The organism is Arthrobacter sp. Y3224055 (assembly GCF_059090825.1).
The window spans coordinates 102,714-126,680 of record NZ_JBNHGB010000005.1 but is presented as its reverse complement, the minus strand read 5'-3'; the positions used below and the strand labels follow the sequence as shown (position 1 = coordinate 126,680).

General features: G+C 68.0%; 24 protein-coding genes and 1 tRNA gene. 17 read left to right on the top strand and 8 right to left on the bottom strand.

Annotated elements, in window-relative coordinates; genetic code table 11:
• The first annotated feature begins 77 nt into the window (after positions 1-77).
• The 5 genes from AC5RTY_RS13045 (at position 78) to AC5RTY_RS13025 (ending at position 4,501) form a co-directional block, all read left to right on the top strand.
• Positions 78-707, top strand: coding sequence for a CDP-alcohol phosphatidyltransferase family protein (locus tag AC5RTY_RS13045; RefSeq protein ID WP_494023776.1), 630 nt, complete (start codon positions 78-80; stop codon positions 705-707).
• Positions 708-749: 42 nt separating this feature from the next.
• A complete protein-coding gene (locus AC5RTY_RS13040; RefSeq protein ID WP_494002471.1) occupies positions 750-1,664 on the top strand; it encodes a DMT family transporter in 915 nt (304 codons plus the stop codon).
• 52 nt (positions 1,665-1,716) lie between these two features.
• Entirely contained in the window at positions 1,717-2,913 is a 1,197-nt protein-coding gene (locus tag AC5RTY_RS13035) for a glycosyltransferase (protein WP_494002539.1), read from the top strand.
• 88 nt (positions 2,914-3,001) lie between these two features.
• A tRNA-Ile gene (locus AC5RTY_RS13030) sits at positions 3,002-3,075 on the top strand.
• Between the two features lie 235 nt (positions 3,076-3,310).
• Positions 3,311-4,501 carry an acyl-CoA dehydrogenase family protein gene (locus AC5RTY_RS13025; protein WP_494014220.1) on the top strand — a complete coding sequence of 397 codons (1,191 nt, stop codon included), beginning with the start codon at positions 3,311-3,313 and terminating at the stop codon, positions 4,499-4,501.
• On the opposite strand, the gene AC5RTY_RS13020 is transcribed toward AC5RTY_RS13025, so the two are convergent.
• Complete coding sequence (locus tag AC5RTY_RS13020) at positions 4,498-5,004, bottom strand: murein hydrolase activator EnvC family protein (RefSeq protein WP_494023777.1); 507 nt, start codon at positions 5,002-5,004, stop codon at positions 4,498-4,500. The genes AC5RTY_RS13025 and AC5RTY_RS13020 overlap by 4 nt on opposite strands.
• Positions 5,005-5,378: 374 nt before the next feature.
• Between AC5RTY_RS13020 and rpsB the strand changes: the two genes are divergently transcribed.
• The 6 genes from rpsB (at position 5,379) to AC5RTY_RS12990 (ending at position 10,401) form a co-directional block, all read left to right on the top strand.
• A complete protein-coding gene (gene rpsB, locus AC5RTY_RS13015) occupies positions 5,379-6,263 on the top strand; it encodes a 30S ribosomal protein S2 (RefSeq protein ID WP_494002468.1) in 885 nt (294 codons plus the stop codon).
• A gap of 117 nt (positions 6,264-6,380) precedes the next feature.
• Positions 6,381-7,220 carry a translation elongation factor Ts gene (gene tsf / locus AC5RTY_RS13010; protein ID WP_494002467.1) on the top strand — a complete coding sequence of 280 codons (840 nt, stop codon included), beginning with the start codon at positions 6,381-6,383 and terminating at the stop codon, positions 7,218-7,220.
• Between the two features lie 169 nt (positions 7,221-7,389).
• Positions 7,390-8,133 carry a UMP kinase gene (gene pyrH, locus AC5RTY_RS13005; RefSeq protein ID WP_494023778.1) on the top strand — a complete coding sequence of 248 codons (744 nt, stop codon included), beginning with the start codon at positions 7,390-7,392 and terminating at the stop codon, positions 8,131-8,133.
• A gap of 94 nt (positions 8,134-8,227) precedes the next feature.
• Positions 8,228-8,785 (top strand): ribosome recycling factor, encoded by a 558-nt coding sequence (gene frr / locus AC5RTY_RS13000; RefSeq protein WP_494014218.1) that lies wholly within the window; start codon positions 8,228-8,230, stop codon positions 8,783-8,785.
• A gap of 23 nt (positions 8,786-8,808) precedes the next feature.
• The gene (locus AC5RTY_RS12995; protein ID WP_494002465.1) at positions 8,809-9,711 is read left to right on the top strand and encodes a phosphatidate cytidylyltransferase; all 903 of its coding nucleotides are present in this window, start codon (positions 8,809-8,811) and stop codon (positions 9,709-9,711) included.
• Between the two features lie 99 nt (positions 9,712-9,810).
• A complete protein-coding gene (locus tag AC5RTY_RS12990) occupies positions 9,811-10,401 on the top strand; it encodes a DivIVA domain-containing protein (protein ID WP_494002464.1) in 591 nt (196 codons plus the stop codon).
• A gap of 16 nt (positions 10,402-10,417) precedes the next feature.
• Here the strand turns inward: AC5RTY_RS12990 and AC5RTY_RS12985 are convergent, their stop codons facing one another.
• Genes AC5RTY_RS12985 through AC5RTY_RS12970 form a run of 4 tightly spaced genes read right to left on the bottom strand, consistent with a single transcriptional unit; the run spans position 10,418 to position 14,425 of the window.
• A complete protein-coding gene (locus AC5RTY_RS12985; protein ID WP_494026386.1) occupies positions 10,418-11,923 on the bottom strand; it encodes a sodium/solute symporter in 1,506 nt (501 codons plus the stop codon).
• The gene (locus tag AC5RTY_RS12980; RefSeq protein ID WP_494014216.1) at positions 11,920-12,441 is read right to left on the bottom strand and encodes a DUF485 domain-containing protein; all 522 of its coding nucleotides are present in this window, start codon (positions 12,439-12,441) and stop codon (positions 11,920-11,922) included. The genes AC5RTY_RS12985 and AC5RTY_RS12980 overlap by 4 nt, the downstream gene beginning before the upstream one ends.
• Positions 12,438-13,160 (bottom strand): LytR/AlgR family response regulator transcription factor, encoded by a 723-nt coding sequence (locus AC5RTY_RS12975; protein ID WP_494002461.1) that lies wholly within the window; start codon positions 13,158-13,160, stop codon positions 12,438-12,440. The genes AC5RTY_RS12980 and AC5RTY_RS12975 overlap by 4 nt, the downstream gene beginning before the upstream one ends.
• Positions 13,161-13,207: 47 nt before the next feature.
• Positions 13,208-14,425: a sensor histidine kinase gene (locus AC5RTY_RS12970; protein WP_494002460.1), complete on the bottom strand. Its 1,218-nt coding sequence runs from the start codon at positions 14,423-14,425 to the stop codon at positions 13,208-13,210.
• 178 nt (positions 14,426-14,603) lie between these two features.
• Between AC5RTY_RS12970 and AC5RTY_RS12965 the strand changes: the two genes are divergently transcribed.
• Positions 14,604-14,972, top strand: a complete 369-nt coding sequence (locus AC5RTY_RS12965) for a DUF485 domain-containing protein (RefSeq protein WP_494002459.1) — start codon at positions 14,604-14,606, stop codon at positions 14,970-14,972.
• Positions 14,969-16,594: a monocarboxylic acid transporter gene (locus tag AC5RTY_RS12960; protein ID WP_494139633.1), complete on the top strand. Its 1,626-nt coding sequence runs from the start codon at positions 14,969-14,971 to the stop codon at positions 16,592-16,594. Before AC5RTY_RS12965 ends, AC5RTY_RS12960 begins: the two co-directional genes overlap by 4 nt.
• A 188-nt stretch (positions 16,595-16,782) precedes the next feature.
• Here the strand turns inward: AC5RTY_RS12960 and AC5RTY_RS12955 are convergent, their stop codons facing one another.
• Positions 16,783-17,259 carry an Lrp/AsnC family transcriptional regulator gene (locus AC5RTY_RS12955; protein ID WP_494023783.1) on the bottom strand — a complete coding sequence of 159 codons (477 nt, stop codon included), beginning with the start codon at positions 17,257-17,259 and terminating at the stop codon, positions 16,783-16,785.
• 191 nt (positions 17,260-17,450) lie between these two features.
• On the opposite strand from AC5RTY_RS12955, the gene pdhA reads away from it, so the two are divergent.
• The 3 genes from pdhA to AC5RTY_RS12940 are packed head-to-tail and all read left to right on the top strand — an operon-like array spanning position 17,451 to position 21,020.
• Positions 17,451-18,572 (top strand): pyruvate dehydrogenase (acetyl-transferring) E1 component subunit alpha, encoded by a 1,122-nt coding sequence (gene pdhA / locus AC5RTY_RS12950; protein WP_494026385.1) that lies wholly within the window; start codon positions 17,451-17,453, stop codon positions 18,570-18,572.
• Positions 18,572-19,579: an alpha-ketoacid dehydrogenase subunit beta gene (locus tag AC5RTY_RS12945; protein WP_494026384.1), complete on the top strand. Its 1,008-nt coding sequence runs from the start codon at positions 18,572-18,574 to the stop codon at positions 19,577-19,579. Before pdhA ends, AC5RTY_RS12945 begins: the two co-directional genes overlap by 1 nt.
• 4 nt (positions 19,580-19,583) lie before the next feature.
• Positions 19,584-21,020 carry a dihydrolipoamide acetyltransferase family protein gene (locus tag AC5RTY_RS12940; RefSeq protein WP_494026383.1) on the top strand — a complete coding sequence of 479 codons (1,437 nt, stop codon included), beginning with the start codon at positions 19,584-19,586 and terminating at the stop codon, positions 21,018-21,020.
• Positions 21,021-21,070: 50 nt separating this feature from the next.
• On the opposite strand, the gene AC5RTY_RS12935 is transcribed toward AC5RTY_RS12940, so the two are convergent.
• A complete protein-coding gene (locus tag AC5RTY_RS12935) occupies positions 21,071-21,538 on the bottom strand; it encodes a GNAT family N-acetyltransferase (protein ID WP_494002453.1) in 468 nt (155 codons plus the stop codon).
• A gap of 35 nt (positions 21,539-21,573) precedes the next feature.
• Positions 21,574-22,194, bottom strand: a complete 621-nt coding sequence (locus tag AC5RTY_RS12930) for an SACE_7040 family transcriptional regulator (RefSeq protein ID WP_494014208.1) — start codon at positions 22,192-22,194, stop codon at positions 21,574-21,576.
• A 167-nt stretch (positions 22,195-22,361) separates the two neighbouring features.
• On the opposite strand from AC5RTY_RS12930, the gene AC5RTY_RS12925 reads away from it, so the two are divergent.
• A complete protein-coding gene (locus AC5RTY_RS12925) occupies positions 22,362-23,966 on the top strand; it encodes a carboxyl transferase domain-containing protein (protein WP_494026382.1) in 1,605 nt (534 codons plus the stop codon).
• Position 23,967 lies beyond the last annotated feature (1 nt).

The following is a 23,967-nucleotide window of genomic DNA, read 5'->3' as shown; positions in this document are numbered from 1 at the left end:
TCGCACGGCGGCACGGAAGCCGGCTGCAGCGCAGCCGGCTGCCCAGCGTGGAACGACGACTGAGGGGAGGGACGGCGTTGAGGATCATCGGTGCCGGGACGCGGCGCGACTTCGAGTACCGCGAGCTGCACACGTTCTGGACCATCCCGAACCTCATCACCGTCCTGCGTTTCCTTGCGGTGCCGCTATTTGTCTGGCTGATCGCCCGGCACTCGTATGGGGCAGCCACCATCACGCTGGTCGTGCTGGGATCCACGGACTGGGTGGACGGCTACCTCGCCCGCCGCCTCGACCAAATCTCCTCGGTCGGCAAGTGGCTGGACCCGGTGGCCGACCGGCTGGCCCTCATCATCGTGGCCACGACCTTTGTCGCGGCCGGCATCGCCCCGTGGTGGCTGCTGCTGTCCATCATCATCCCCGACGCGATCCTGCTCGTGTTCTCATTGCTCCTGTTCCATGGCAGCCCCGACCTTCCCGTGACACTCATCGGCAAGGTCCGGACGGCCCTGCTGCTGGCAGGCACTCCGCTGCTGCTGCTCCATCGGGTGGAGGGCTTCGGGCACGACTGGCTGCTGACCCTCGCCTACGCCATCCTCGCCGCGGGCTGTGCGGGGCACGTCCTTGCGTGGCTGGGCTACATGCGGGCGGCCTGGGGCAAGTACAAGCGCCGGCGCGAGGCCAGGCAGAACGATCCACTCCATGGTTGACCCGCGCTCCGGGCGGAAACGGACATTTTCTGACGGGACCCCATGGTCTGGTTAGCCATACTCTGTGCCCTGCTCGGTGCCTTCTTCCTCGCCCTCGGCACCCAGCGCCAAGCCAGTGCCGTCCAAGCCAATACGGGCGGCCTGGCGATGAGCGTCGCCGGTTTGCTGCGGATGCTCCGCAATCCCCGCTGGGTCCTGGGACTGCTGCTGTTGGCCGTCGGGATGGGATTGAACGTGTTTGCCTTGGTGAGCGCGCCGTTGACCGTCGTCCAGCCGATCGGCGCCATCGCGCTGGTGATCACCACGATCATCAATTCCAAGGACCAGGGGATCCGGCTGAACCGCGTGACGGTGGTGGCGATCTCAACGTGTGTGGCAGGAAGCGCCGTTTTCGTACTGCTGGCCGTCAACGTCACGGGCGCTAGCCATCGCGTGCGGGCCGAGGAGGAACTCTCAGCGGTCCTGCTGCTGGCCGTCGTCGTTGCCGTCTTCCTCTCGCTGGAACTGATGTTCCGGCACAGGCTGAATGCCTTCGCCTACATTCTGGGAGCCGGCATGTTGTTCGGTTTCGTTGCCGTGCTGGTGAGGATTATCGGCCTGCGGCTGCTGGAGCCGGGCGGCGGTTTCATAGCCAACGTACCGATCTACACGGTCATCGCGGTCGCCGCGGCCGGCGGCCTGGGGGCTTGGTTTGTCCAGAGTGCCTATGCCAGCGGCCCGCCCGATTTGGTCATCGCGGGGCTGACGGTGATCGATCCGCTGGTCGGCATCGCCATCGGCATTTTCATCCTCGGAGAACTCAGGCCCGACGTCGAACCGGTGTTTGCGATTGGCATGGTGGGGGCAGGTTTGGTTGCTATTGTTGGGGTCATTGCCCTCTCGAGGCACCATCCGGACGTGTTGCAGAAACAGGAAGAAGCCCGGCGCCGGGCCCAAGCCTCGGGCAAGAAACCATAGGGCCGGCGCGATGACCAATACCGTGACCACGAAACAAGGAGTCCTGCCGCAGGTGAGCGACGACATCGGACCGAAACCCCTCAAGATCCTGATTGCAGCCGATACCTACCCGCCGGATGTCAACGGGGCGGCCGTCTTCGGGTACCGGTTGGCCACCGCGATGACCAAGCGCGGACACAGCGTCGACATCATCGCCGGGCGGTATGACAAGGGCCCGACCTTCGTGGAACACCGTGCGGAGGCGACGGTGCACCGGCTCCGCTCACACTCGGTGCCGACGCACGAGACGTGGCGCATCTGCTTTCCCTGGGAGATCAAACGCGACATCAAACGGATCTTCGATGAGGTCCAGCCGGACGTCGTGCACATCCAGTGCCACTACATGATCGGACAGGCCACCATCGCCGAAGCAGTGCGACGGGGCATCCGCACCATAGCGACCAACCACTTCATGCCGGAGAACCTGGAGCCGTTCCTGCCGTTCCCGCAGTGGTTCCTGGACATCGTCGCGAAGAACTCCTGGCGCGACATGGGCAAGATCATGGGCAAGGCAGCCGTGGTAACGACGCCGACGCCGCTGGCCGCCAAGGCGATGCGTGATCACGCGTTCCTGCACAAGGTGATGCCGCTGTCCAACGGCATCGATGCCGCCGCCTATGAGCTGGCCCCCGGGGAAACGATTGAGAGGCCGGAGCACCCCACGGTGCTGTTTGTGGGCCGGCTGGCGGTGGAAAAGAACGTGGACACGCTGATCGAGGCGCTGGCCATGACGGACCCGGCGCTCAACGTCCATCTGGAGATCATCGGCGACGGCGACGAGCGAAAGAACCTCGAGGCGAGGGTCGCCGCGATGGGGCTTGGGCGCAGGATCGCTTTCCTGGGCCATGTGGACGACGCCGAACTGCGCCGGGCGTACCTGCGCGCGGCTGTGTTCTGCCAGCCCGGAACCGCCGAACTGCAGTCACTGGTGTCTCTGGAAGCGATGTCCGCCAGCAAGCCGGTGGTGCTGGCCAATGCGATGGCCCTGCCGCACCTCGTGGAGGACGGTGTCAACGGCTACCTGTTTGCCCCCCGCGATCCCTCCGACCTGGCGGCCAAGCTCAACGCCGTACTCGGCCAGAGTCCCGAGCGGATCGAGGCCATGGGCGAAGCCAGCCACGCGAAGGCGATGCGGCACGGCATCGACAAGACGATGGACACTTTCGAGCAGCTCTACCGCGGAGCCTCGGCGGACGACTTCCTCGACTAGGCCAACGTGCGCCCGCCGGTCGGGAGGACTTAGTATGTCTAAGGTGCCGGTAACGGTCCCCGCGCTGCGGGGCGCCGCCCGGCAGCGCGGGGCGGTAGCTCAGCCGGTCAGAGCAGAGGACTCATAATCCTTTGGTCGTGGGTTCAAGCCCCACCCGCCCTACGTCGAGAGAAGGCCCCGGACCAGAATGGTCCGGGGCCTTCGTCATGCCGCCCGCCGGACTCCCGCGGGACTCCAGGGATGCGGCGGCCCCGGCACCCCGGCCGAAGCTGCGGCCGCACGCGTTCGGCCGTTGCCCGATGACCGGTTCTGCGCTAAGTTACTGATCAGTAACTTGATCTTCTCCCCGGCGCCTCCTGCCCGGGGCCGCGACCTGTTCACAGAAAAGGAAGCCACTATGGGCCAGCGCGTCATCGATCCGAACGACCTTCCCTACGCCGATGGAGACTTCTACTCGTTCGAGGAGATGCTCTCGGAACCCGAACGCTCGCGGCTGCACGACATCCGCGACTGGCTGGCCAAGGAAGTCCGGCCGATTGCCGTCGACTGCTGGAACCGGGCTGAGTTCCCCCTGGAGATCATCCCGAAACTGGCGGACCTGGACGTGGTCAGCCCGGTCAGGCGGCAGGGATACTCCAACTTGTTCGCCGGCCTCGTCCACGCGGAGTTCACCCGCGCCGACACATCCATCGCCACGTTCCTGGGGGTCCACGACGGCCTGTTCGCCGGATCGATCGAAGTCCTCGCGTCGAAGGAGCAGCAGGAGGCCTGGCTGCCGGACATCTACGCCCTCAAGAAGATCGGCGCTTTCGGACTGACGGAACCGCTCGGCGGCTCCGACGTCGCCGGCGGCACGCGCACCACGGCCCGGCGCGACGGGAACGGCTGGGTGCTGAATGGGGCCAAACGCTGGATTGGCAACGCGACCTTCTCGGACTGGGTCGTCATCTACGCGCGCGACCTGGCCGACAACCAGGTCAAGGGCTTCCTCGTGGACACGGCCACCCCCGGCTATGCCGCGACGAAGATCGAGAACAAGATCAGCCTGCGCACCGTGCAGAACGCGGACATCACCCTGGAAAACGTGCTGGTCCCCGATGATTTCCATCTCAAGGGCGCCAACAGCTTCCGCGACACCAACAAGGTGCTGAAGGTGACGCGGCTTGCCGTAGCCTGGCAGGCGGTGGGGCAGCAGATGGCTGCCTTCGATGTGGCACGGCGCTACGCCGTGGAGCGGCACCAGTTTGGGAAGCCGCTGGCATCGTTCCAGCTGGTGCAGGACCAGCTGGTGCAGATCCTCGGCAACACCGTCGCCTCAATGGGCATGATGGTCCGCCTGGCGCAGCTGGAAGACGCCGGCCAGGCCAAGGACGAGCAGTCCGCTTTGGCCAAGGCGTTCACCACTGCGCGGATGCGTGAAAGTGTGGCCCTGGGCCGCAACATCCTGGGCGGCAACGGCATCGTGGCCGACTACGAAATGGCCAAGATCTTCGCCGACGCCGAGGCCATCTACTCCTACGAGGGAACCCACGAAATCAACTCCCTGGTGGCAGGCCGGGCGATCACCGGCTTGGCGGCGTTCGTTTAGCCATCCGGCACCGGCAGCAATACCGAAGGCCGCAGGTCCATGACGAACTGCAGAGGGTTGACATAAACGTCGCCGCGACGGACGCCCCAATGCAGGCATGCGCAATGGCTGCTCGCGGCAACCGTTCCTACCGGATCGCCCGACGCGACGGTATCGCCGGCCTGCAGTTCGGACGCGACGGCCAGCAGGCTGCTGCGCAGGCCGTTGCCGTGATCGATGGTGACCACCGGCCTGTCGACGACCCGGCCGGAGAAGCTGACCCGGCCGTCGGCGGGGGAGAGGACCGTCGCCCCGCCCGGAACCGCCAGATCGACGCCGCGATGTCCGCCCAACCACGGCTTCGGCGGCGGGTCAAAGCCGCGCACGATGGCGGGTTGCGGGCTGGCGGGCCAGCCCCACGGCGGCGAATAACCGGATCGGCCTGCCGGCTCGGGTGACCCGGCCGCGGCCAGCAGCACAGCAGAGGCCGCGGCGGCGGCCAAGCGCAACACGGACGGCGTCATGCAACCGATCCTCGCCGCTGCCCGTGGTCCGTGCCGCGGCGGCGCCGGACGGTGTGCGCAACGCCTTGGCCCGGCCGGCTGTGGAGGGCGGGAACGCGCAGGAACAGGGTGCCGCCTGTAGTACACTGGACGAAGCAGTTTTCCGTCCATGACCCATGTCCGGACGGAGGCTGACTACGCGTGTCTGAAATCCATCGGCTTGATCTCAGCGATGGAAGTGTGCCCAGGCGGTCCGGGAAACCGGTCCGGGCACATGCGCCGCCGAGCGGCGGCGCCGACAGACGCCAGGAGCTTAGCCCGCCGGGCGACAAGCTAACAACCGTCTACAGGCAGCAGCCCAGGCCCAGCCCGGTGCTGCCGGAAGGAGTGACGACATGCCAGTCGTTACCATGCGCCAGCTGCTCGACAGCGGCGTACATTTCGGTCACCAGACCCGCCGTTGGAACCCGAAGATGAAGCGCTTCATCTTCACCGAGCGCAACGGCATTTACATCATCGACCTGCAGCAGTCGCTGTCCTACATCGACCGCGCCTACGAGTTCGTCAAGGCCACGGTCGCCCACGGCGGCACCGTCCTGTTCGTCGGCACCAAGAAGCAGGCCCAGGAAGCAATCGCCGAGCAGGCCACCCGTGTCGGCCAGCCGTATGTCAACCAGCGCTGGCTCGGCGGCATGATGACTAACTTCCAGACCGTCTCCAAGCGCATCTCGCGCCTGAAGGAACTCGAAGAAATCAACTTCGACGACGTCGCCGCTTCCGGCCGCACCAAGAAGGAACTGCTGCTGCTGCAGCGCGAGAAGACCAAGCTGGAAACCACGCTGGGCGGCATCCGCAACCTCACCAAGACTCCTTCGGTCATGTGGGTTGTCGACACCAAGAAGGAACACCTCGCCATCGACGAGGCCCAGAAGCTCGGCATCCCCGTGGTGGCCATCCTGGACACCAACTGCGATCCGGACGAAGTCGACTTCCCGATCCCGGGCAACGACGACGCCATCCGCTCCGTCAACCTGCTGACCCGCGTGATCGCCGACGCCGTTGCCGAGGGCCTCATCGCCCGCAACAACCGCGCCGCAGGCAACACCGAAGCGCCGGCCGAGCCGATGGCCGAGTGGGAGCGCGAACTGCTCGAGGGCTCGACAGAGGCCCCCGCCGCCGAAGCTCCGGCCGCCGAAGCTGCCGCTGAGGCCCCTGCCGCTGAGGCCCCTGCCGCCGAGGCCCCGGCTGCCGAAGCACCCGCCGCGGACACCGAGAAGTAAATCCGACTCACCGGGGGCGCCTTGCGCGCCGCCGGACTTCCGCTGGCGGCCCGGCCTGGCTCAGGCCGGCCGCCAGCGGCACCGAACACTACTTAATACGGGAGGACTGGAGTCCAAATGGCGAACTACACCGCTGCTGATATCAAGGCCCTGCGCGAGCGCACCGGCGCCGGCATGATGGATGTCAAGAAGGCCCTGGACGAGGCCAATGGGGATGCCGAGAAGGCCATTGAGCTGATCCGGATCAAGGGACTGAAGGGCGCCACCAAGCGCGAAGGCCGCTCCACCGCCGAAGGCCTGGTGGCCGCCAAGGTCATCGACGGAACCGTCGGCGTCATGATCGAGGTCAACTGCGAGACCGACTTCGTCGCCAAGTCCGCCAAGTTCATCGAACTCGCCGACAAGGTACTGGCCACGGCGGTTGAGTCCGGCGCCGCCGAGCTCGACGCCCTGCTGGCCGCCGACGTCGACGGCAAGCCGCTGGGTGACTTCGTCGTCGAGGAAGGCGCCGTGCTGGGCGAGAAAGTTGTCGTCCGCCGGGTCGCCCGCGTCGAAGGCAAGACCGTCGATGCCTACCTGCACAAGACGTCCAAGGACCTGCCGGCACAGGTCGGCGTCCTCTTCGCCGTCGACGGCGAAGGCGACTCGGCCTTCGAGGCAGCCCACGACATCGCCGTGCACAGCGCGGCCTACGCCCCGGCCTACCTGACCCGCGAAGAGGTCCCGGCCGAGACCGTGGAGAACGAGCGCCGCATCGCCGACGAGACCGCGCGCGCCGAGGGCAAGCCGGAGGCGGCACTCGCCAAGATCGTCGAGGGCCGGCTGAACGGTTTCTTCAAGGAAATCGTGCTGCTGGACCAGCCGTTTGCCAAGGACCCGAAGCAGTCCGTCGGCAAGGTGCTGGAGGCGGCCGGTGTCAACGCCACCGCCATTGCCCGCTTCCGCGTCGGAGCGTAACCTCGGTCGCAACGTTTAGGCGAACTGGCTGATTCAGATGACAAGGGGGTGGTCACCATCGGGTGACCACTCCTTTTTCATGTCCGGATCGGCCGCGCGGCTTCAACCGTCGGGCAGCCGCGGCCAGTCACACCCTCTTTCCCCAGAACCACGCACGCCGGGAGGCACCATGGAATCCCAGAACACCCAGACCACCGCTGATACCGGGGCCAAACGCCGCCGCGTCCTGCTGAAGCTTTCGGGCGAAGTCTTCGGCGGGGGGAAGCTGGGCGTGGACCCGGACACCGTCCGGGGCGTCGCCAAGCAGATCGCCGCCACGGTCGGCCAGGTCGAAGTGGCCATCGTCGTGGGCGGCGGCAACTTCTTCCGCGGCGCCGAACTGTCGACGTCGGGCATGGACCGCTCGCGAGCCGATTACATGGGCATGCTCGGCACCGTCATGAACTGCCTCGCCCTCCAGGACTTCCTCGAGCAGGCCGGGGTGGACACCCGCGTGCAAAGCGCGATCACCATGGGGCAGATAGCCGAGGCCTACATCCCGAGGCGGGCCATCCGGCACATGGAGAAGGGCCGCGTGGTCATCTTCGGCGCCGGCGCCGGCCTGCCCTATTTCTCCACCGACACCGTGGCCGCCCAGCGCGCCCTCGAGGTGCACGCCGACGTCGTGCTCATGGCGAAGAACGGCGTGGACGGCGTCTACACGGCCGACCCGAAGAAAGACCCGGCCGCGGAGAAGCTCGACACCCTGACCTATGACGAAGCCATGCGCCGGAATATCCGGGTGATGGACCAGACCGCCTTCAGCCTGTGCCGCGACAACAAGCTGTCCATGGTGGTCTTCGGGATGGAGGGCGAAGGCAACGTGACCCGTGCGATTCTGGGCGAACGGATCGGCACCTACGTCACCGCCTGACTGGCGCCGGGCCGTCCGCCGGATAGCCTAGGATGGAAAGCAGAGCCAGGACCGCGGGCATCGCGGAGTGAATGAAGGACGTGAAGGAGAGACCGTGATAGACGAGACGCTGCGCGAAGCTGCCGAGAAGATGGACAAGGCAGTCGAAGTGGCCAAGGAAGACTTCGCCACCATCCGCACCGGCCGCGCCAATCCGGCACTGTTCTCCAAGGTCACGGTCGACTACTACGGCACGCCGACCCCGCTGCAGCAGTTGGCGTCCTTCCAGAACCCCGAACCGCGCACCCTGCTGATCACGCCGTACGACAAGTCGGCGCTGAACGACATCGAGAAGGCCCTGCGCGATTCGGATGTGGGCGCCAACCCGGCCAACGACGGCGTGGTGATCCGCGTGGTCCTGCCGGAACTCACCATGGAACGCCGCAAGGAGTACGTCAAGGTGGTGCGGGGCAAGGCCGAAGACGCGAAGGTTTCGATCCGTAACATCCGCCGCAAGGCGATGGACACCATCGGCAAGCTGGTCAAGGACGGCGAGGTCGGCGAGGACGAAGGCAGCAGGGCCGAAAAGGAACTGGACGCCAAAACCAAGTCGCACACCGACAACGTGGACGAGCTCCTCAAGCGCAAGGAAGCCGAGCTGCTCGAGGTCTGATGAGTACGGACCAGCCTCAACCCATGGCTGGCGATACGCCGGCTCCGGCGGCTGGTCCGGGACAGCGGCCGGCAGAACCCGGACGGCGGGCGCTGCGTGCCGCCGCCAAGCCCTCCCGTGCCGGGCGCAACCTGCCGGCAGCCATCGTCGTCGGACTCTCGCTGCTCATTGTTGTCCTGGTGGGTCTTTTCCTCCTGCCAGATGCCTTCGTGGTGCTGGTGGCCGGTTTCGCGGCCGTGGGCGTGTGGGAGGTTTCCCGGGCCCTGACGGTCAAGAACATCAAGGTGCCGCTGCCGCCGCTGTTCGCGGGGGCCCTCGCGATGCCCGTGGCCGCCTATTACGGCGGGCCGGAGGGGTTGGCCTTCGCCCTGGTGGCCTCCTGCGTGGCACTGATGGTCTGGAAGTGCCTGGACAGTACCGACGGCGCGGTCAGCAGTGTGCTCAGCGGCACCTTCATCCTCTGCTGGGTTCCCTTTTTCATCAGCTTCTCGCTGCTGTTGCTGCTGGAGGAGTCCGGCGCCCTAAAGGTGGCCACCATGCTGCTGCTGGTGGTCTCCAACGACACCTTCGGGTACCTGATCGGGGTGCTCTTCGGGAAGCACCCGATGGCACCGAAGATCAGCCCCAAGAAGTCGTGGGAAGGGTTTGCCGGTTCGGTCGGCGGAGCCGTCCTGGTCGGCGTCCTGTGCTCGGTGCTGGTGCTGGACCTTCAGTGGTGGTTCGGGCTGGTCCTGGCCGTGGCCACCGTGGCCGCCTCCACCGTGGGCGACCTGGCCGAGTCGATGGTCAAGAGGGAACTTGGCATCAAGGACATGAGCAACTTCCTGCCGGGCCACGGCGGGGTGATGGACCGGCTGGATTCCATCGTGTTTGCCGCCCCGGTGGCCTTCGTGCTCGCCTCGTTGCTGGCCCCGGGGGCCGTGTAGGCGCGCGGCCGCGGATACCCGGGGCCACGCGGCGGCCCGCATAGACTGGGCACCGTAGACAAGCGGAACGTATTGACGGAACAGGAACCACAGGACACCATGGCGCGACGAACCATTGATGCCGGCAAGGGCAGTGCCCCGTTCGACCACGTGGACCGGCGGAACTTCGGCTACAACGCACGCCAGGTGGACGACTTCCTAAGCCGGGCGCGGGAGTACTACAACAACCCCGAGCCCGACGACGCTCCCATCACCAGCCGCGATGTCCGGGCCATGACGTTCGATCCGGCCAAGGGCGGCTACGACCCGCGGGCCGTCGACGCCGCGCTGGACCGGCTGGAGGACGTCTTCGCCCAGCGGGAGCGCGACGCGCTGATCAGTAGGGACGGCGAACAGGCCTGGCTGACGCAGATCGGCCGCGTGTCGGCGATGCTGCGCGCCCGCCTGCACCGCGCCCCGGGCGAACGCTTCCGCCGGCCGACGAAGCGGAACGCCGTCAGCTACAACGTGGAGGACGTCGACGCGCTGTGCGTGGAACTGCTGGGCTATTTCGAGCACGACCAGCCGATGAGCGTGGACGTGGTCCGCAGGGCCGTGTTCCGCGAGGCCAAGGGCAAAGACGGCTACGAGGAAAACCAGGTGGACGCGTTCCTGGACCGCGTCGTCGAGTTAATGGCCGCGATCGACTGACGGGGCCCGACCTCGTTCAGTCTCCGGGACGGGGCCAACCGGCCGGCTCCGGACTGTCCGCCCGCTCCGGGGTGTGCAGCCGTGCCATGACCCGGGCGGTGGTGGCCGGCCTGCGCGAAGCCGTCGCACGGGAAACGGCCACCGTCACCAGGAACGCCGCCGGAACCGTCCAGGCCGCCGGCTGTCCCAACGGCTCGGCCCAGGCGCCCAGTTTCGGTCCCGCCACGGCAGCCGCCAGCAGCGAACCGCCGCAGAGCACCGCCCCCGACACCATGCCGGCAATGGCGCCGGCATCGGTGAGACCCCGCCACCAGATGCCCAGCAGCAAGAGCGGGCAGATGGTCGAGGCGGTAAACGCGAAGACCGTGCCCACGCTGCCGGCCAGGGCCAGCGATTCGGTGCCCAGGGCGATGCCCAGCGGCACGATGGCCGACAGCACGGCGGCCAGCCGGAAGCCCCTGACGCTGCCGCGGAACAGGTCCTGGCTGACCACCCCGGCCAGGGAAACCACCAGCCCGGAGGTAGTGGAAAGGAACGCGGCGAACGCGCCCGCCACCACGCAGGCGCTCAAGAGATCGCCGGCCAGGCCGTCCACAATGCGCCCCGGCAGCAGCAGCACCGTGGCGTCGGACTGGGTGCCGCCGGCCAGCCGCGGGGTGTGCAGCCTGCCGAGCACGCCGTAGATGGTGGGGAAGAGGTAGAACAGCGCCAGCAGCCCCAGCACCAGTTGCGTGGTGCGGCGGGCGGCGGCACCGTCGGGATTGGTGTAGAAACGCACCAGCACGTGCGGCAGCCCCAGCGTCCCGAAAAGCAGGGCGATGATCAGCGAGATATTCCGGTACAGGGATGCATCGCCGACGACATCCAGCGACGGGTCGAACGCCGCGCCGCCGCCGGTGGCCGACTGGCCCGAACCGGTGAGGACCAGCAGGATGAACACCACCGGGACGGCCAGGGCCGTGAGTTTCAGCCAATACTGGAAGGCCTGCACGAAGGTGATGGAGCGCATGCCGCCGGTGACCACGGACAGCACCACCACGACGACGACGGCGAGGGCGCCTGCCCAGCCCGGCAAACCCGTGGCGATGCGCATGGTCAGGGCGGCCCCGTGCAGTTGCGGCACGATGTAAAGCCAGCCGACCGCTATCACCAACAGGCTGGTGACGCGTCGCGCGGCAGTGGAATCGAGCCGGGCCGCGGCGAAGTCGGGAATCGTGTACGCGCCGGAGCGGCGCAGCGGGGCAGCCACGAACAGCAGAAGCATCAGATAGCCGGCGGTGTATCCGACCGGGAACCAGAGCGCGTCGATGCCCGAGACCAGGATCAGCCCTGCCACGCCCAAAAAGCTTGCGGCCGAGAGGTATTCGCCGCCGATGGCCGACGCGTTCCACCACGGCTTGACCGTCCGCGAGGCGACGTAGAAATCACCGGTGGTGCGGGAAATCCGCAGCCCGTAGATGCCGATCAGCACGGTGGCGGCGCAGACGGCGGCTACCGCCGCCAGCCCGGCGGCCGCGTTCACTGCCTCGTCCCCGGGTTAACCCGGTCGGCCGTCAACTCGCGGAAGCGGCGCTCGTTGCGGGCGGCCGCACGGTTGTAGAGCGCGGCACAGGCCAAAATGATCGGGTAGATCCCTATGCCCAGCAGCAGCCAGGGGAGCGGGACCGTGAACACGGTCAACGTGCCCGTGAGCGGTACCAGCGCGATCAGCACGGCCATGCCCAGCAGGATCAGCCCGAAACCGGCCGCCACCACCACGGCCAGGCGCAATTGGGAACGGACCAGGGACCGCACGAAGAGCTCGCCGACTTCCGACTGCTCGGCCACCTCGCGGGAGAAGGTGTAGCCGCCCGCCGGCCGGGGCGCGGCCGAACGCGGCGCGGTGACGCGGACCCGCTGCCGGAAACCGGCCGACGGAACCTGTGCATCGCCGTCGGGCAGCGGAGCGCCACCGTCGTTCACCGGTATGCCGCCGTGGTGCAGCGGGATGCCGCCGTCGTCACCTGGGGGAACCTCGCCGCGGCCGGGACCGCTGCTCATCCGCGCGGCCTCACCCGCGTGGCCTCCAGCCGGTCGCGGACGGCGGGCAGGTGACGCCGGCTGACGGGCAGTTCGGCACCGCCGACCAGGAGGCTGGCCCTGCCGGCGCTGGTCCGCATCTGCTGGATTCGGTCCATCGCCACAAGGTAGGAGCGGTGGATCCGGAGGTAGCCGGCGTCGGCCCACTGGCGCTCCAGGTCGTTGAGCGGCACCCGGATCAGGTAGCTGGCGTCGGCCGTGTGCAGCCGGGCGTAATCGCCCTGGGCCTGCACGTACTGGATCTCGTCCCGCCGGATCATCTTGGTGATGCCGCCCTGGTCGACGGTGACGACTTCCGGCTTGGCCGCGCCGCCGTCTTCCATCAGTTCGCAGATCCGGCGCACGGACTCCGCCAGCCGATCTGCCCGCACCGGCTTGAGCAGGTAGTCCACGGCGGCCAGCTCGAAGGCCTGCAGCGCCTTGTCCTCATCGGCGGTCACGAAGACGACGGCGGGCGGGCGGCTGAAGCGGGAAATGACCTTGGCGATGTCCAGCCCGGTCAGGGCCGGCATATGGATGTCCAGGAAGAGCGCGTCCACGTCGTGGCGCTCCAGGGCACGCAGCGCTTCGGCGCCGCTGGTGGCTTTGTGGACCTCCCCGATCCGGGAATCCCGGGCGAGCAGGTACGCCAGGGCCTCGACGGCAGGGGCTTCGTCATCGGCGACAACCACATTGACCATGCTCCACAGTCTATTAGGCCCCAGGGTGAAGCTTCGCGCGGGCCGCTTCAGTCCACCAGGTTCCCGGGCTGGAACTTGGGTAGCCGCAGCGTGACCAGCGTGCCGGCACCGGGCGCCGTGTCGACCACCAGGCCGTGTTCATCGCCGTAGACCTGCCGCAGCCTCACGTCCACGTTGCGCAAACCCACATGGTCGCCTTCGGCGCGACCGGCCAGCACGGTGCGCAGCCGCTCCGGATCCATGCCCACGCCGTCGTCTTCAATGGTCACCACGGCGTAGGCGCCGGCGTCGTGGGCGGTGATGGTGATTTGCCCCGGCCCTTCCTTGGCTTCGATCCCGTGGCGCACCGCGTTCTCCACCAACGGCTGCAGGGAGAGGAACGGGATGACGGTGCTGAGGACTTCGGGGCCGATCTGCAGGCTGACCCTGAGCCGGTCGCCGAACCGGGCCCGTTCCAACAGCAGGTAGCGGTCGATCGATTTCAGTTCCTCCGCCAGGGTGGTGAAATCTCCGTGCCGTCGGAAGGAGTAGCGGGTGAAGTCGGCGAACTCGATCACCAGCTCCCGTGCCCGCGCCGGGTCGGTGAGGATGTAGGAGGCGATGGCGTTCAGGGCGTTGTAGATGAAGTGCGGGCTGATTTGGGCCCGGAGCGCGCGCACCTCGGCCTCCATCAGCAACGTCCGCGAAGTGTCCAGTTCGGCCAGTTCGATCTGCGTGGCCACCCAGGCCGCAACCTCGTTGGTGGCCCGCACGAGCGACGCCGCTACGTGTCCGGTGTAGGCGCCGACGGTGCCGACCACCCGGTCCCGGATCCGGATCGGGGCGAAGACCGCTTCCGTCGGGCCGCCGTCCCGGGCGGCGGCCCCCCGCGGGACCCGGCCCTCCGGCAGCAACTGGTCGCCGCGGAAAACCTGGGTGCGGCCCGATCCGATGGTCTTGCCAGCCAGGCGCAGGGCCGACTCCGGCGGCTGGCCGGCGCCGTCCCAGCCGAGCACGTCCTCCAACCCGGTCAACACCAGCACCTCGGAGCCCAACAGGCCGCGCAGGTGCTTGCTCGCCTTGCCCGCGCCGGCCGGCGTCAGGCCGGCACGCAGGTACTGGCCCGCGAGCCCCGCGGTATGCAGCGTGGCGTAGGTTGCGCGGTCGGCCTCGGAGCCAAGGTCCCGGTAGGACCGGGTCAGTTTGAAGCCCACCAGCGCGATCACCGCCACCGCCGCCGCGGCCAGGGCGGCGATGAGCGCGATGTCCACGGCCGGGCTGAGCATGCCCTCCAGCCTAGCCTCCGGGCCGACCGGCCGGGTGCAGCTCGGCGCAGGGGAGCGCCGTTCACCGCAGCCGGTGGACCGTTGGGCGACCCGACCCGCCCGGCTGCTGGCCTCCGTAACCGCGAGCTAGCAGAGTGATCGCAGTCACACCCCGCGTGTGCCCGATGAGGAGGAAAAAATGGGTAACGACCCCAACCCGGACGCCGGCACCGCCGCGGCCGTGGACTTCCAGGTGGTCCAGAGCAGTCCGGAGTTCACCGAACTCCGCAGGCGCCACCGTTCGTTCGTGTTCCCGATGGCAGTGGCCTTCCTGCTGTGGTACTTCGCCTATGTGCTGTTGGCCGACTATGCGCACGCATTCATGTCCACCAAGCTGTGGGGCAACATCAACGTCGGCCTGGTGCTGGGCCTGCTGCAGTTCGTGAGCACTTTCGCCATCACCACCTGGTACGTCCGCTACGCGAACAAGAAGCTGGACCCGATCGCCACTGACATCCGCCACAGCCTCGAAAACGAGGGCGTAGGCCTACCGGAGGACACCAAATGAGGCACGCCGTGAACATTCCGCTGGCCGTCACGGCGGACGACATCAAGGATTCCACCTGGATCAACATCCTGATCTTCGCCCTGTTTGTCGGCGTGACCTTGGTGGTGGTGCTGCGGGCCAGCCGGAACAACAAGACCGCGGCCGACTACTATGCGGCGGGCCGGTCCTTCAGCGGCGGTCAGAACGGTACCGCCATTGCCGGCGACTACCTCTCCGCGGCGTCGTTCCTGGGCATCTGCGGCGCGATCGCGATCAACGGGTACGACGGCTTCCTGTACTCGATCGGCTTCCTGGTGGCCTGGCTGGTGGCCTTGCTGCTGGTGGCCGAGCTGTTGCGCAACACCGGCAAGTTCACCATGGCCGATGTCCTGTCCTTCCGGCTGCGGCAGCGCCCGGTGCGGATTGCCGCGGCCATCACCACACTGGCCGTGTGCTTTTTCTACCTGCTGGCGCAGATGGCCGGAGCCGGCGCCCTGGTCTCGCTGCTGATCGGCATTGACTCCAGGCTGGGACAGTCTCTGGTGATCACCGTCGTCGGTGCACTGATGATCCTCTACGTACTGGTTGGCGGCATGAAGGGCACCACCTGGGTCCAGATCATTAAGGCCTGCCTGTTGATCGCCGGTGCGTTCATCATGACCGTGTGGGTGCTGGCACTGCACGGCTTCAACCTGTCCGAACTGCTGGGTGCCGCCGTGGAAACCGCCGGCAACCCCGAGCTGCTCAACCCGGGCCTGCAGTACGGCGTCTCGGAGGCGTCCAAGCTGGACTTCATCTCGCTGGCGCTGGCCCTGGTGCTGGGCACCGCGGCCCTGCCGCACGTTTTGATGCGCTTTTACACCGTGCCGACGGCCAAGGAGGCCCGCCGGTCCGTGGTCTGGGCCATTTGGCTGATCGGCGCGTTCTACCTGTTCACCCTGGTGCTGGGCTACGGCGCCGCGGCGCTGATCGGCCTGGAAGCCATCAAGAGCGCTCCGGGCGGGGTCAACTCCGCCGCACCGTTGCTGGCCTTCGCGCTCGGCGGCCCTGTGCTGCTGGGGCTGATCTCCGCAGTCGCCTTCGCCACCATCCTGGCGGTGGTGGCCGGCCTGACCATCACCGCGGCCGCCTCCTTCGCGCACGATATCTACGCGAACGTGGTGCGCAAGGGACAGGTCGACTCGGCCGGCGAGGTCAGGGTGGCCCGCCGCACCGTGGTGGTCATCGGCGTCGTGTCCATCCTCGGCGGCATCGGCGCCCAGGGCCAGAACGTGGCCTTCCTGGTGGCGCTGGCGTTCGCCGTGGCCGCCTCGGCCAACCTGCCCACCATCGTCTACTCGCTGTTCTGGAAGCGCTTTACCACCCAGGGTGCGGTCTGGAGCATGTACGGCGGCTTGGGCGCGGCCATCGTCCTGATCGTGTTCTCCCCGGTGGTCTCCGGAAAGGAGACGTCGATGATCCCCGGCGCGGACTTTGCCATCTTCGGCCTGAACAACCCGGGCATCGTCTCCATCCCGCTCGCGTTCTTCCTGGGCTGGCTGGGAACCGTGCTGGACAAGAACCGCGAGGACGCGTCCAAGCAGGCCGAAATGGAGGTCCGCTCGCTCACCGGCGTCGGCGCGGAGAAGGCCACGGTTCACTGAGACGACGACGGCGGCGCGCGCCTGCTGCAACGCGCCGCCACAGATAACACTGCGGGCCCGGCAGAAGGATGCCGGGCCCGCACTGTTGCGGGCGCTCGGGATCAGCGGGCATGAGCCAGGCGCACGGGTCCGGAAATGATCTTCCCATCCCGGGTGCTCAGCGCGGGCAGCAGCACCCGAGCTGACAGCTAGCCGGTCGCCCCGGCACCGCGGGAGAGCAGCGGTTCCATCCGGAACGGGATCAGTTCGTGCATGGCCAGCGACGTGTCGGTCCGCTCCACGCCGTCGATCGCCAGAATCTTGCCGTTGACGCGGAACAGGTCCTCGGCGCCCTCGGAGACGACGCGGGCAAGGATATCCGCCTGGCCGGTGATGCCGATCGCTTCGAGTACTTCCGGAATGCGGGCCAGCTCGTCGGTGATCTGTTGCAGTTTCGGCTGGTGCACGTGGATGTGGATGAAGGCCGCGAGCGGATATCCCACGGCGGCGGGATTGATCCGCCGGTCGAAGGACAGGAACACCTGGTCCTTTTCCAGCCGGGCCATGCGCGCCTGCACCGTGTTGCGGGACAGGCCCAGGATCTGCGCCAGGGCCACGACCGTCCGGCGCGGATCCTGCGTCAGGGCTGCCAGTAACCGCAGGTCGGTGCCGTCCAGATTCCGCATAATGCGCAGACTAGCACGACCTGCCCGGCCCCGACAGGGCATTCTGCTCAGTTTTTGTCCGGATCATTGCGCCACTTGCCGGATGTGAGTAGTGTCACAATCAACCGCGGGCAAAGGTGCAGGCGGGGCTGTCCGGCGCCGGGAGGTCCACAAGAGTTCCCGGCCCTGAAGACGCAAAGGGAGTGTCGCAAGTGTCCTTACCAGGCACGGACCCGGCCGGTCCGCATAACCAGGAAAGCTACATCCAACTGCTCGCGCCGGACGGCACGCGGGCCCCCAGCGGGGAGTTCGACCCCTGGCTGGAGGATATCGACGGCGACCGACTCGCCGGCCTCTACCAGGACATGGTGGTGGTCCGCCGCCTGGACCAGGAAGCCACCGCCTTGCAGCGGCAGGGGGAGCTCGCCTTGTGGCCGCCTCTGCTGGGGCAGGAAGCGGCCCAGATCGGTTCCGGCCGCGCCCTGCGCAAGGACGACTTCGTCTTCTCCAGCTACCGGGAAAACGGCGTCGCGTACTGCCGCGGCGTGGACCTGACCGACATGATCCGCGTTTGGCGCGGCAACAGGCCCTCCGGCTGGGACCCCTACGAGATCAACATGGCCACCCCGCAGGTCATCATCGGCGCGCAAACGCTGCACGCCACCGGCTACGCCATGGCGGTCAAGTTCGACGGCGACGACGCCGTGGCGGTGACGTATTTCGGCGACGGCGCCACCAGCCAGGGCGACGTGAACGAGGCCATGGTGTTTGCCGCCAGCTTCCAGGCGCCGGTGATCTTCTTCTGCCAGAACAACCAGTGGGCGATCTCCGAACCGGTGTCACTGCAGGCCCAGGGCAAACTCTCCGACCGGGCGCCCGGATTCGGCATTCCCAGTTACCGGGTGGACGGCAACGATGTCCTGGCCTGCCTGGCGGTGACCCGCCGGGCGCTGGAGCACGCGCGCAGCGGCGGCGGCCCGTCCTTCATCGAAGCGGTCACCTACCGGATGGGACCGCACACGACGGCGGACGATCCCACCCGCTACCGCGACGCGAACGAGCTGGAGGACTGGAAGAGCCGGGATCCGATCGACCGGCTGGCCGCCCACCTGGCGGCCGAGGGCTTGTTGGACGAGGGCCTGCAACAGCGGGTCCGGGACGCGGCCGACCAGGCAGCGGCCGAGATGCGGGCCGGGTGCACGAGCATGGCCGACCCGGCGGACTTGGAACTGTTCGAGAACGTCTACGTGGCGCCGCACCCCGTGCTGGCAGAACAGCGCGCGCACTACGAGCGCTATCTTGATTCGTTCGACGCTGCCGAGGGAGGCCGCTGATGACCACCATGACGTTTGGACGCGCCATCAACACCGGGCTGCGCAAGGCCCTGGAAAACGATCCCAGGGTGGTGATCATCGGCGAGGACATCGGAGCCTTGGGCGGGGTGTTCCGCATTACCGACGAACTGCAAAAGGACTTCGGCGCCCACCGGGTGATCGATGCCCCGCTGGCCGAGTCCGCGATCCTGGGCACCGCCGTCGGGATGGCCTACCGGGGCTACCGGCCCGTGTGCGAAATCCAGTTCGACGGCTTCATCTACCCGGCGTTCGACCAGATTGTCAGCCAGGTAGCCAAGCTGCACTACCGCACCCGCGGCCGGGTCAAGATGCCGCTGACCATCCGGGTGCCCTTCGGCGGCGGCATCGGCGCGGCCGAACACCACTCCGAATCCCCGGAGGCGTATTTCACCCACACGTCCGGTCTGCGGGTGGTGGCAGTGTCCAACCCGCAGGACGCCTGCACGATGATCCAGCAGGCCATCGCCGCCGACGATCCGGTGGTCTACTTCGAGCCGAAGCGGCGGTACCACACCAAGGGCGACGTGGACGAGAATGCGCTGGAGTCCGCGCTGCCGCTGGGCAGCGCCCGGGTGGAGGTGCCCGGGTCGGACGTGACCCTGGTGGCCTACGGCGCGCTGGTGCAGACGGCACGCGAGGCCGCGCAGGCCGCCGAGGACGACGGCGTGTCGGTGGAAGTCATTGACTTGCGCTCGCTGTCGCCGCTGGACTTTCCCACCGTGGAGGCCTCCGTGCGGAAAACGGGCCGACTGGTGGTCACCCACGAGGCGGCCCGGACCGGCGGGCTCGGTGCAGAGATCGCGGCCAGCCTGACCGAACGCTGCTTCTATCATCTGGAACACGCGCCGGTGCGGATCACCGGGATGGACATTCCGTACCCGCCGGCCAAGATGGAGCGGCATCATCTGCCGGACCTGGACCGCATCCTTGACGGCGTGGACCGGGTGCTCGGCCGGCCCAACTCCCTGACCGGACTGGAGGACTGAACCCGTGGGGATCAAGGTATTCAAACTGCCGGACCTGGGCGAAGGGCTCACCGAGTCGGAGATTGTCAGCTGGAGCGTGGCCGAGGGCGACGCGGTCCAGCTCAACCAGATCCTGGGCGAGGTGGAAACCGCCAAGGCCGTGGTCGAGCTGCCCTCGCCGTTCGCCGGCGTGGTCCGGACCCTGCATGAGGTACCCGGCACCACGGTCAGCGTGGGCGAGCCGATCGTCTCCATCGAGGTGGAAGACGCGGGGCAGGGCGACGACGGCGTCAAGGCCGCGGGAAGCCCGCCGGAACCGCGCCGCGAGGCGAACCTGGTGGGGTACGGTGCGGCGGCCGAAGGGAACGGGCGGCCGGCCCGGCGCCCGCGCAAGACCGGAGGGGCGGCCACCGCGGCGGTGCCGGCCACCTATCCGGCGACCCTGGACGGGCGCGCGCCGGACACGGAGCCCGCCGGAGCCGCGGATGTTGCGGCCGCCGGCCGGCCGGCCGGGGCGCCCGGTCAGGCCTTGGCCGAACCGTCCGGGACGATCCCGGAGCGGCCACGCTCCACCCCGCCGGTCCGCAAGCTGGCGAAGGACCTCGGAGTCGATCTGGCCCAGGTGGCCGGGACCGGAGAACGGGGCCTGATCACCCGCGACGACGTCCTCGCCGTCCACGAGGCGGCCGCAGCGGCCCCGGCGGTCGCGGCCCCGGACGCCGTGTCCGGGACGGCCGGCGGCTGGCTCGGCGGCGCCGCGGAGGCCGAGACGCGGATCCCGGTCAGGGGCGTACGGAAGCACACCGCCGCCGCCATGGTGGCCAGTGCTTTCACCGCCCCGCATGCGTCCTCGTTCCTTACCGTCGACGCGACGGAGAGCATGGAGTTGATCCGGCGGCTCAAGGCGGGCAAGGCGTTCGCCGCCCTGAAACTCACGCCGCTGACCATCACCGCCAAAGCCCTGTGCCTGGCGCTGGAGCGCCGCCCCGAGCTGAACTCCCGCTGGGACGGGGACGCCGGCGAGATCGTGCAGCAGAACTACGTGAACCTGGGCATCGCCGCGGCGACCCCGCGCGGACTGACCGTGCCGAACATCAAGGACGCGCACCGGATGGACCTGCACCGGCTGGCCGAGGCCCTGGGGGAGCTGACCGAGACGGCACGCGCCGGCAGGACCGCCCCGGCCGATCTGCGCGGGGGGACCATCTCCATCACCAACATCGGGGTGTTTGGCATCGACGCCGGAACGCCGATCCTGAACCCGGGGGAGTCGGCCATCCTTGCCCTCGGCGCGGTGCGCCGGCAGCCGTGGGAATACCGGGGGGAGGTGGCGCTGCGCGATGTGGTGACGCTCAGCCTGTCCTTCGACCACCGCGTGGTGGACGGGGAGCAGGCGGGACGCTTCCTCGCCGACGTGGGCACGATCCTGTCGGACCCGGCCATGGTGCTGGCCATGGTGTGATCAGCCCGGCCATGGTGCTGGCCATGGTGTGATCAGGGTGCAGAGGCGGCTCAGGCCAGTTCGAGGATCTCCTCGGTCACCACGGCGCCGCGGGCGTTGGCGAAGCCCTGGGCCTCGCCGACGGTCCGGAAGCCGAGCTTGTGCAGGACCTTGACCGACCCAAGGTTGTCCTTGACCACCCGCGCCCGGATGGGACGCGCGGAAAATTCCCGCAGGAAGGCCTCGACGGCCGCGGTGGTGACGCCCTTGCCCCACTGCGACTTCGCCGTCCAGTAGCTCAGTTCCGGGTACCCCTCGTTGGGGTAGGCCAGCACGCTGCCCACCACCTCGCCGTCGACGGTGACGGTGCGCACGGTGATGGACTCGTCGTTGAGCAGGCTCTGCCAGTGGAGATCAAACACGCCGCGGTCAGACGGATTCCGGGCGGCAAACGCCGCCATATGGTTGGCGTCGGGATCCTGCTGGTACTCGAAGAACTCGTCGAGGTCGGCAGGTTCTACAGGACGAAGCTCAATCACAGCAGACCTTTCGGCTAGTTGGTGTCTGATACACCCTACTCGGCTTTCAACGCGGCCCAAGCCATTTGTTCCAGCAGATTGCGGCGCCAGGCTTCCCGCGGCTGCCGGCTCCGGTGGGTCGAGTGCGGCGTGGAGTTGATCAGTCCGAAGACGGCGTGTGCGCGGACCCGCAACTGCGCCGCGTCCGCCTCCGGCAGCAGCCGCGCCAGCACGGAAACCCACACCTCCACATAGGTGCGCTGCAGCGTCCGGACCAGCGCCGAGTCCTCGGCGGGGAGGCTGTCCAGGTCCCTGTCGTGGACCCGGATGACGTCGGGATTCTTCAAGGCAAAGTCCACGTGGAAGGCGACCAGGCCGCGCAGCGCCTCCTCGGCGTCCTGCTGGCCGGCCGCCACGTCCTGGCCGCCGTCGAGCAGGTCCTGGCTGACGCCCGTGAGCAGTGCCGCCAGCACCGCATGTTTGCTCTCGAAATGCCGGTAGACGGCCGGCCCGCTGACGCCGGCCGCCGAGCCGAGGTCTTCGATGGACACGCCGTTGAAGCCGCGCTCGGCGAAGAGGCGGGCAGCGGCGTCCAGCAGTGCGGCCCTCCGGGTGGCCTTGGCCAGGCTGCGGCCGGTCTGGCGCGTCACGGCGGCGGCATGCGGTGCTGCGGGCATGGATCGGTTCCTTCGAGAAGGTGCCGAATAAGTGCTGGACAAGACACTTAACGGCCACTAGCCTGATTTCAGTTAGTACAGACTAACCAAAATGCGTCCTTCAGGCCAGTTGCCCCCCAGCGGGCGGCGGGCGTGGGCGCGCGACGGCTTCGGCCAGGAAGGTGTCGATGGAGACACTGGCTTCCCGGGTGGACACTACCAGTGACAGCTTCCGGGCCAACGACGAGCAGCAGCGCCGGCTGGCTGCCGAACTGCACGCCCGCCTGGCTTCGGTGGCGGCGGGCGGGCCGGAGGGCTCGCGCCGGCGCCACCTGGAGCGGGGCAAGCTGTTGCCGCGGGACAGGGTCGACACGCTGCTGGACGAGGGCAGCCCGTTCCTGGAAATCGCGCCGCTGGCCGCAGAGGGAATGTACGACGGCGATTCGCCGGGGGCGGGGATGATCGCCGGCATCGGCCTGGTGCACGGTCGCCACGTGCTGGTGGTCTGCAACGATGCGACCGTCAAGGGCGGCACCTACTATCCGATGACCGTCAAGAAACACCTGCGCGCCCAGGAGGTGGCGCTGGAGAACAACCTGCCGTGCATCTACCTGGTGGACTCCGGCGGCGCGTTCCTCCCCAAGCAGGACGACGTCTTCCCGGACCGCGAGCACTTCGGCCGCATCTTCTACAACCAGGCGCGGATGTCGGCGGCTAAAATCCCGCAGATCGCCGCGGTGCTCGGTTCCTGCACGGCCGGCGGCGCCTACGTTCCGGCGATGAGCGACGAAACCGTGATCGTTCGCGGCCAGGGCACCATCTTCCTGGGCGGCCCGCCGCTGGTGAAGGCGGCCATCGGCGAAGTTGTCACCGCGGAGGAACTCGGCGGCGGCGAACTGCATGCGCGGACCTCGGGGGTTACCGACCACCTGGCCGAGAACGATGTGCACGCGCTGGAGATTGTCCGCGACATCGTGGCCACGCTCCCGTGCCGGACACCGGCCTGGGAGACAGCGCCCGTGGAGGCTCCGGCGGCCGAACCGCAGGAAATTTACGGAGCCGTTCCGGTGGACGTCAACGCCGCCTACGACGTCCGCGAGGTCATCGCCCGGTTGGTGGACGGCAGCCGCTTCCACGAGTTCAAGCGGGAGTACGGCACCACGCTGGTCACCGGGTTCGCCCGGCTCCACGGGCATCAGGTGGGCATCGTGGCGAACAACGGGGTGCTCTTTTCCGAATCTGCCCTCAAGGGCGCGCACTTCATTGAACTCTGCGACCAGCGCGGCATCCCGCTGGTCTTCCTGCAGAACCTTTCCGGCTTCATGGTCGGCCGCGACTACGAGGCCGGCGGCATCGCCAAGCACGGCGCCAAGATGGTGACCGCCGTCGCGACCGCCCGGGTGCCGAAGCTGACCGTGGTGATCGGCGGGTCCTTCGGCGCCGGCAATTACTCCATGTGCGGCCGCGCCTACTCGCCGCGCTTCCTCTGGATGTGGCCGGCCGCTCGCATTTCGGTGATGGGCGGCAACCAGGCCTCCTCGGTCCTGGCCACCGTCAAACGCGACCAGTTGGAAGCCCGCGGGGAGGAGTGGAGCGCCGAGGCCGAGGAGGCGTTCAAGGCCCCCATCCGGGAGCAGTACGAAGCGCAGGGCAACCCGTATTACTCCACCGCCCGGCTCTGGGACGACGGGATCATCGACCCGGCGCAGACCCGGACCGTGCTCGGCCTCGCCCTTGACGTCTGCGCCAACAGTCCCTTGCCCGAGACCGCCTTCGGCCTGTTCAGGATGTGAT

Coding starts and splice junctions, on each gene's coding strand:
- AC5RTY_RS13020 (WP_494023777.1), bottom strand. CDS start 5,004: ATGACGCCGTCCGTGTTGCGCTTGGCCGCCGCCGCGGCCTCTGCTGTG.
- AC5RTY_RS13025 (WP_494014220.1), top strand. CDS start 3,311: ATGGGCCAGCGCGTCATCGATCCGAACGACCTTCCCTACGCCGATGGA.
- AC5RTY_RS12960 (WP_494139633.1), top strand. CDS start 14,969: ATGAGGCACGCCGTGAACATTCCGCTGGCCGTCACGGCGGACGACATC.
- AC5RTY_RS12965 (WP_494002459.1), top strand. CDS start 14,604: ATGGGTAACGACCCCAACCCGGACGCCGGCACCGCCGCGGCCGTGGAC.
- AC5RTY_RS13040 (WP_494002471.1), top strand. CDS start 750: ATGGTCTGGTTAGCCATACTCTGTGCCCTGCTCGGTGCCTTCTTCCTC.
- AC5RTY_RS12925 (WP_494026382.1), top strand. CDS start 22,362: ATGGAGACACTGGCTTCCCGGGTGGACACTACCAGTGACAGCTTCCGG.
- AC5RTY_RS12930 (WP_494014208.1), bottom strand. CDS start 22,194: ATGCCCGCAGCACCGCATGCCGCCGCCGTGACGCGCCAGACCGGCCGC.
- AC5RTY_RS12980 (WP_494014216.1), bottom strand. CDS start 12,441: ATGAGCAGCGGTCCCGGCCGCGGCGAGGTTCCCCCAGGTGACGACGGC.
- AC5RTY_RS12990 (WP_494002464.1), top strand. CDS start 9,811: ATGGCGCGACGAACCATTGATGCCGGCAAGGGCAGTGCCCCGTTCGAC.
- AC5RTY_RS12970 (WP_494002460.1), bottom strand. CDS start 14,425: ATGCTCAGCCCGGCCGTGGACATCGCGCTCATCGCCGCCCTGGCCGCG.
- tsf (WP_494002467.1), top strand. CDS start 6,381: ATGGCGAACTACACCGCTGCTGATATCAAGGCCCTGCGCGAGCGCACC.
- rpsB (WP_494002468.1), top strand. CDS start 5,379: ATGCCAGTCGTTACCATGCGCCAGCTGCTCGACAGCGGCGTACATTTC.
- AC5RTY_RS12995 (WP_494002465.1), top strand. CDS start 8,809: ATGGCTGGCGATACGCCGGCTCCGGCGGCTGGTCCGGGACAGCGGCCG.
- AC5RTY_RS12955 (WP_494023783.1), bottom strand. CDS start 17,259: ATGCGGAATCTGGACGGCACCGACCTGCGGTTACTGGCAGCCCTGACG.
- pyrH (WP_494023778.1), top strand. CDS start 7,390: ATGGAATCCCAGAACACCCAGACCACCGCTGATACCGGGGCCAAACGC.
- AC5RTY_RS12975 (WP_494002461.1), bottom strand. CDS start 13,160: ATGGTCAATGTGGTTGTCGCCGATGACGAAGCCCCTGCCGTCGAGGCC.
- AC5RTY_RS12945 (WP_494026384.1), top strand. CDS start 18,572: ATGACCACCATGACGTTTGGACGCGCCATCAACACCGGGCTGCGCAAG.